General features: G+C 32.3%; 7 protein-coding genes. 5 read left to right on the forward strand and 2 right to left on the reverse strand.

The genetic code is table 11. From position 1 onward, the window contains the following. Position 1 precedes the first annotated feature (1 nt). A complete protein-coding gene (locus B5E75_RS11525; RefSeq protein WP_087359377.1) occupies positions 2-1,126 on the reverse strand; it encodes a sensor histidine kinase in 1,125 nt (374 codons plus the stop codon). Continuing rightward, positions 1,123-1,818 (reverse strand): response regulator transcription factor, encoded by a 696-nt coding sequence (locus B5E75_RS11530; RefSeq protein ID WP_087359379.1) that lies wholly within the window; start codon positions 1,816-1,818, stop codon positions 1,123-1,125. Before B5E75_RS11530 ends, B5E75_RS11525 begins: the two co-directional genes overlap by 4 nt. A gap of 254 nt (positions 1,819-2,072) precedes the next feature. Here B5E75_RS11530 and B5E75_RS11535 point away from each other — a divergent pair, with 254 nt between their 5' ends. The 5 genes from B5E75_RS11535 to B5E75_RS11555 form a co-directional block, all read left to right on the forward strand. After that, complete coding sequence (locus B5E75_RS11535) at positions 2,073-3,392, forward strand: PTS sugar transporter subunit IIC (protein WP_087359381.1); 1,320 nt, start codon at positions 2,073-2,075, stop codon at positions 3,390-3,392. A gap of 29 nt (positions 3,393-3,421) precedes the next feature. Further along, positions 3,422-3,691 (forward strand): hypothetical protein, encoded by a 270-nt coding sequence (locus B5E75_RS11540; RefSeq protein ID WP_143746965.1) that lies wholly within the window; start codon positions 3,422-3,424, stop codon positions 3,689-3,691. Positions 3,692-3,709: 18 nt separating this feature from the next. After that, entirely contained in the window at positions 3,710-4,429 is a 720-nt protein-coding gene (locus tag B5E75_RS11545) for a glucosamine-6-phosphate deaminase (RefSeq protein WP_087359385.1), read from the forward strand. Between the two features lie 14 nt (positions 4,430-4,443). After that, the gene (locus tag B5E75_RS11550) at positions 4,444-5,850 is read left to right on the forward strand and encodes a 6-phospho-beta-glucosidase (protein ID WP_087359387.1); all 1,407 of its coding nucleotides are present in this window, start codon (positions 4,444-4,446) and stop codon (positions 5,848-5,850) included. 584 nt (positions 5,851-6,434) lie between these two features. After that, positions 6,435-7,024: reverse transcriptase domain-containing protein (locus B5E75_RS11555; protein ID WP_241146665.1), on the forward strand; the 590-nt coding region annotated here is incomplete at its 3' end.

Here is a 7,024-nt window from a genome sequence, read left to right on the forward strand (position 1 = left end):
TTTATTCATTTGTATGTAATCTATGTAAAATCACAATAAATGTTGTTTTATCCTGGTGACTCGTAGCTAAGATTTCTCCATTATGAATTTGAATAATATTTTTAGCAATCGCTAAACCTAGACCTGTTCCACCCGTTGATGAAGAACGTGAGGCATCACTACGATAAAATTTATCAAAAATATATGGTAAATCAGCACTATCAATAGGATTGCCATAATTCATAATCTTAATAGTTACTGTTTCATCATCATTCAAAACTTCAATTTTAATCTTTTTACCATCCTTACCATATTTTACAGCATTAGATAATAAATTATCAAAGACTCTTGCAATTAATTGTCCATCACCTTTAATAAAAAGGTTATTTTGACTTGTCTTGACTTCTGGAATGATATGATATTCTTGAAAAGTAGGATAAAATTCATCAACAATCTGTAAAACCAGCTCACTAATATTGATTGTTGTCATATGAACTTTCACATTCGCTTGATCTAGGCTAGTAAATTCAAATAAATCATCCATCATACTTTGTAATCTTTTGGATTTTTCATAAGCCACACTAGAATATTTTTGAATTTCTTCTTTTGTCAGTTGCTGATTATTTTTAATCAGTTCCAGATAACCGACAATGGTTGTCAGTGGTGTTCTTAAATCATGAGCAACATTTGTAATTAAATCATTTTTTTGTTTTTCAGCATTTCTTTCAGCATCATAAGCCATACGTTCATTTTCTTTAAGAATTTCACTTTCTTTTTCTTTATCACTTAAAGTCTTAGCTAAGGCATTGATATTAGCCGCTAGTAAACCAAGTTCATCATCATATTTAATTGGTGCTTCAACTTCATAATCACCAGCTGTGACTCTTTGAATTGTTCCACTTAAAACATCAATGTATTTAAGTGTGATATTCATTAAATCTGAAAAGGTCACTAAAAAGATAAGTAATGAAATAAAGAAAGCCAGAATGTATAACCATTCATAAGATAAATGAAATATATTGGTATGTTGTAGGATAATCATTAATGCCAGATCACATAGAAAAGCAATAAAATAAGCAACAATAATATTGATAAATAAACGCCATCGAAAACTACTGATAAGTAATCGTTGAATCTTTTGAATCATAGTTCGAATTTATAACCTACGCCCCAAACTGTTTTAATATGTTGAGGATTTCTTGGTTGCCTTTCTATTTTTTCTCTTAGTTTTCTAATATGGACCATAATTGTATTATTAGAATTATTTGATTTCATATGCCAGATTTTTTCAAAAATATCTTCAATAGAAAAGACTGTTCCCGGTTGACTAGCCAACAAGACAAGAATTTCATATTCAATTCTTGTAAGAGCTAAAGGTTTTCCATCCAGTGTTACTAATTTCTTTTGTGTATCAATAATTAAATCTGTTGCTTCAATCAAATGTGAAGAATGATTGATAGGCTTATTAAAAACTTGATAGCGACGAAGCTGTGATTTGACTCTGGCAACCAGTTCCATAGCATTAAATGGTTTACTGACATAATCATCGGCACCTGTCAATAGTCCTTCAATTTTATCAGTATCAGCAGTTTTGGCTGAAACAATAATAACAGGCACATTATATTTTTCACGAATCATTTTTAAAGCATGTATTCCGTCAATTTCAGGCATCATAATATCCAAAATAACAAGATCAATATGATACTCTAAAATATCATTCATCAAAGTGAAAGCATTATATCTTTTTTCCACTTGATATCCCTCTTGTGTTAAATAAATTTCAATTAAATCAGTAATTTCTTTTTCATCATCTACAACGAGTATATGAGGTGTATTCATGTCTTATCGCCTCCTAAACATATTATATAGAAATTTATAGAAACAACAATCTTTTTTCTAAAGAAAAAAATGTTTTAATGATACTGAACATTTCATTTTGTTTTTCATAAAATAAAATAAAAAAGTCAGAAAGTTTTAAGAAAATCATCAAAAAGCAAAAAAGATTGAAAGAAAGTTCCAATGAATTTCCATAATATTGAAAGCGGTATCAAAAATCAATACAATAGGCTCAAAAGGAAGAGGAGGAAAATAATATGACAGACAAATTAATGGAAGCTATTTTAAAAGTAGCAGAAAAATTGCAGACAAATCGTTATATGTCAGCGATTAGAAATGCTTTTACAGCGTTATTGCCAATTACGATTTGTGGAGCATTTAGTGTTTTATTTACAAGTGTTATTTGTACACCAAATGAACAGGGGATTAGTTTAGCTAACTTTGAGATATTTAGCTGGTTAGAAAACTTAAATCCAATGTTTGATGCTGCATATTATGCAACATTAAACTTCTTAACAATTGGTTTAGTTGTCTTAATTGCGATTGAACTAGGAAAACAATATGGAATGCAACAAGATATGACTTTACCATTGGTAGCATTATCTTGTTATATTACATTATGTGCCACAACAATGGTTGTGACAAATGATCAAGGAATTTCTTTTGATGTTGCTGATGTATTGGCAGTACAGTATACAAATGCACAAGGATTATTTATGGCAATGATTTCAAGTATCCTTTCTGGAGAAATATATATTAGACTAGTTAAAGGTGGAAAGATGAAGATTTCTTTACCAGAAACGGTACCAAGTAATGTTGCTAATGCATTTAATGTATTGATTCCGGGTGTTGTGACTATCTTTATTATTTCAGGTATTGGATTATTATTTAATGAAGTATTTGGATATTCATTCTATGATGCTATTGCAAAATGGATTCAAGCACCACTTACAGGTGTTTTAACAGGTTTGCCAGGTTATTTGTTATTGTTCTGGGTATCTACATTACTATGGGTTGTTGGTATTCATGGAACACAGACTTTAGGAGCTATTTATTCAGCACCAATGTTATTAGCTTTAACTGAAAATACAGATGCCGTTTTAAAAGGAATTGAACCTACAAATATTTTAAATACTGGATTTATTAGTTGTTTTACAATTATTACAGGTGCCGGGATTACTGGTGGTTTATTGATTGCTATCTTGTTATTCTCTAAACGAGATGATTATCGTACAATTGCAAAATTATCAATTGCTCCTGCAATCTTCAATATCAATGAAACAATGACATTTGGTTTACCAATTGTCTTAAACCCAATTTTAGCTATTCCATTTATGTTTGCTCCAGTGATTTCAGCAACATTTGCTTATTGGATGACAGTGATTGGATTTGCACAAGTGATTTCATTCCAAGTCCCTTGGACAACACCAGTAGGTATTATGGGATTTTTAGCAACCGGTGGACATATTGGTACAGCAATTACACAAATTATTTGTGTGGCTTTATCAGTTGTTATTTATACTCCATTTGTTCTGATTTCTAATAAACAGGCACAAATGGAAGAAAATCAAGCTTAAAAATAAAAATGAAAGGAAAAGGAAAAGACATGAGTAAAGTAGAATTAACAGAAACACAGAAAAATATTATTCAAATTCGTAAAAGAATGAATCGACGTTCTATTGAAGAAGAAAAATTCAATGGTTTTACAAAAAAGAAAATGTGGACATATTTATGGATTTTCCTTTTCACACCTTATGGGCTATATCGATTATTTGATGAAAATAATGAATTTTTATATCAACAAAAAATAGTATGGTTAATAGTTGGTATTGTTTATATTATTTGTATGATTAATCAATTCATTCATATATTTTAAATAGAAAGGGTAAAGAATATGAAATTAATTATTGAAGAAAATGAAGAAAAAATGAGCGAAAGCTGTATGCATATTGTCTTAGGTGCTATGATGCAAGATAAACGTGTCAATATTTCATTGACTTCTGGACGTTCACCAAGAAAAATGTATGAAATGATGATTCCTTATGTTAAAGATCAGGAAAAATTCAAAGATATTCAATATTATATTTTTGATGATGGCCCTTATATAGGACAAGAACATGGTCCCATCTGGGAAGAAATGCATGAATTATTTTATACACCTGCCAATATTCCTGATTCTCAAATTCATTGTGTAACAGAAGATAACTGGGATACATATGATGAAGAAATTAGAAATGGTGGAGGTTTAGATGTGATGGTCATTGGTTTAGGATGGGATGGGCATTTCTGTAGTAATTGTCCTCGCTGTACACCAATGGATAGTTATACTTATAAGATTTTACGTGACGATCAAGTTGCAGTCAATGAAACATATCGACCTCGTGACAATATCCCTTATGTTTATACAATGGGACCAAAGAGTTTAATGCGTGTTAAACATCTTGTGATGATTGTTAATGGTAAAGAAAAGGCCGAAATCTTAAAACAAGTTTTAGATTCACCAATTACTGATGAATTACCATCAACAATTTTAAAATTACATCCAAACTTTACGATTATTGCTGATAAGGATGCTGCATCATTATTAAATCCAGAAGATTATAAAAGATATTAATAAAGGAGAAAAACATGGAAAAGAAACCTGTAAAAATTGTTACAATTGGTGGAGGAAGTAGCTATACACCAGAATTAATGGAAGGATTCATTAAAAGATATGATGAACTTCCTATTAGAGAAATTTGGTTAGTTGATATTGAAGATGGAAAAGAAAAACTTGAAATTGTTGGAGCAATGGCTCAACGTATGTGGGATGCTTCACCTTATGATGTCAAGGTGCATCTAACTTTAAACCGTAGAGAAGCATTAAAAGATGCTGATTTTGTGACAACTCAATTTAGAGTTGGATTATTAAATGCCCGTATTAAAGATGAAAGAATTCCTTTATCATATGGAATGTTAGGACAAGAAACCAATGGGGCTGGTGGTATGTTTAAAGCTTTAAGAACAATTCCAGTGATTTTAGATATTGTAGAAGATATGAAAGAATTATGTCCAGATGCATGGTTAATTAACTTTACAAATCCAAGTGGAATGGTTACTGAAGCTGTCATGAGATATGGAAAATGGGATAAAGTGATTGGTTTATGTAATGTTCCTGTAGGAGCAATGATGAAAGAACCACAAATGATTCATAAAACATTGGATGAATTAACATATAAGTTTGCTGGATTGAATCATTTCCATTGGCATAAAGTCTTTGATAATGCAACAGGAAATGATATTACACAAAAAATTATTGATGCCATCTATGATCCAGATGTTGATGATGGAACACCAAAGAATATCTTTAATGTGAAGTTCTTTAAAGAACAATTAGATCAAATGCAAATGATTCCATGTGGATATCATAGATATTATTATCGTCAAGAAGAAATGTTGAAACATTCTTTAGAAGAATATCATGATGTCAATGTTGGAACAAGAGGTCAACAAGTTAAGAAAACAGAAGCAGAGTTATTTGAATTATATAAAGATCCAAATTTAAATTATAAACCAGAACAATTAACAAAACGTGGTGGAACACATTATAGTGATGCTGCCTGTGAAACAATTGCTTCTATCTATGCGAATAAAAACACACATATTGTTGTATCTACAAGAAATAATGGAGCAGTGCCAGATTTACCAGCTGATTGTACAGTAGAAGTGTCTTCATTTATTGGAGCCACAGGAGCAAGAGCGATTGCCTTTGGACCATTACATCCTGCTCAAAGAGGATGGTTGCAATGTATGAAAAATATGGAACTTTGTGTAGAAGAAGCTGCCGTGACTGGTGATTATAATTTATTGCTTCAAGCTTTCACTTTAAATCCACAAGTGATGTCTGGAACAACAGGGAAACGTATTATGGATGAATTATTGATTGCCCATAAAAAATATTTACCACAATTTGCTGATAAGATTGCCGAGCTTGAAGCAGAAGGTATCACGATTAAAGATGATATCGCAAGAGAATTAACTGAACAAGGATTATAAGATGACACACCTTATTGGAATCATTCCATAAGGTGTGTTTTTAAGGTGTGCCGGGCATGGCACGAATTCAGTTGGAGATAAGCCAACCACAGGTATTTACCGCCAAGTGTAGTGAACCACAAGTCGTTAACAGTGATGTTGAGGATGGAGGAAGTGGAGTAGCGATTCTTTCGAGCGTACGAACAGAAACCTGATATAAGGCTAAATGGTGGATGAAGTTGCCTAACAAACTGAAGTCCAAAAGGTAAACGTAAAACCAAGACAGTAAATCAGGACGTTGTGAAAGAAATAGGATTCGTGAATTACCCCGGGAGGTCTTGTGGACGATGAATTCCAATATCTTTAAAATCAGTGATGGTAACATCGGTCGAAAAAGGTCTGCCACAAGAAGTCAGCTGAGGTCGTAGTAGGTAAGGACATCTATACCAAAGGACCTAATGTTTATATGGTGCAACTCACCATGCGCAATGTCTGGACAGTTCGGAATCAAGGATAGTTCCATAAGTGGGAATCGTAATCCTATGGGAATGAAGGTAGAGGGAATGGTTCCAGATATATCTACAAAAGGAAGGAGAAGCAACAACATGAAATTAATCGAAGTGATTTTAAGAGATGAAAATCTCGAAGAGGCAATCAGAAGAGTCAAGAGTAATAAAGGTGTACCTGGCATTGATAAGATGACAGTGAATGAAATTGACGCGTATTTCAAGACCCATAAGGAACAGATAAAGAAACAGATACTGGAAAAGAAATATAAACCTCAACCTGTAAGAAGAGTCTATATTCCTAAATCAAATGGTAAGAAAAGACCTTTAGGAATTCCAACAGTAGTAGATAGAGTCATCCAACAGGCGATAGCACAAGTATTATCAGAAATTTATGATAGTAAGTTTAGTGAGAATAGTTTTGGCTTTCGACCAAATAGAAGTGCCCATGATGCCATCATGCGAACACTGGACTACCTGAATGAAGGATACGAATGGGTCATTGATTTAGATATAGAAGCATACTTTGATACAGTCAATCACGATAAATTAATTTCAATACTTAGAGAACATGTGAATGACTCGACAACACTGCATTTGATTCGCAAATTCCTGCAGGCAGGAATCATGGAAAATGGTCTTGTAAAAGCTAGTACCATAGGAATGCCACAAGGAGGACCTCTAAGTCC

The organism is Massiliimicrobium timonense (assembly GCF_002160865.1).
Taxonomy (GTDB): domain Bacteria; phylum Bacillota_I; class Bacilli_A; order Erysipelotrichales; family Coprobacillaceae; genus Allocoprobacillus.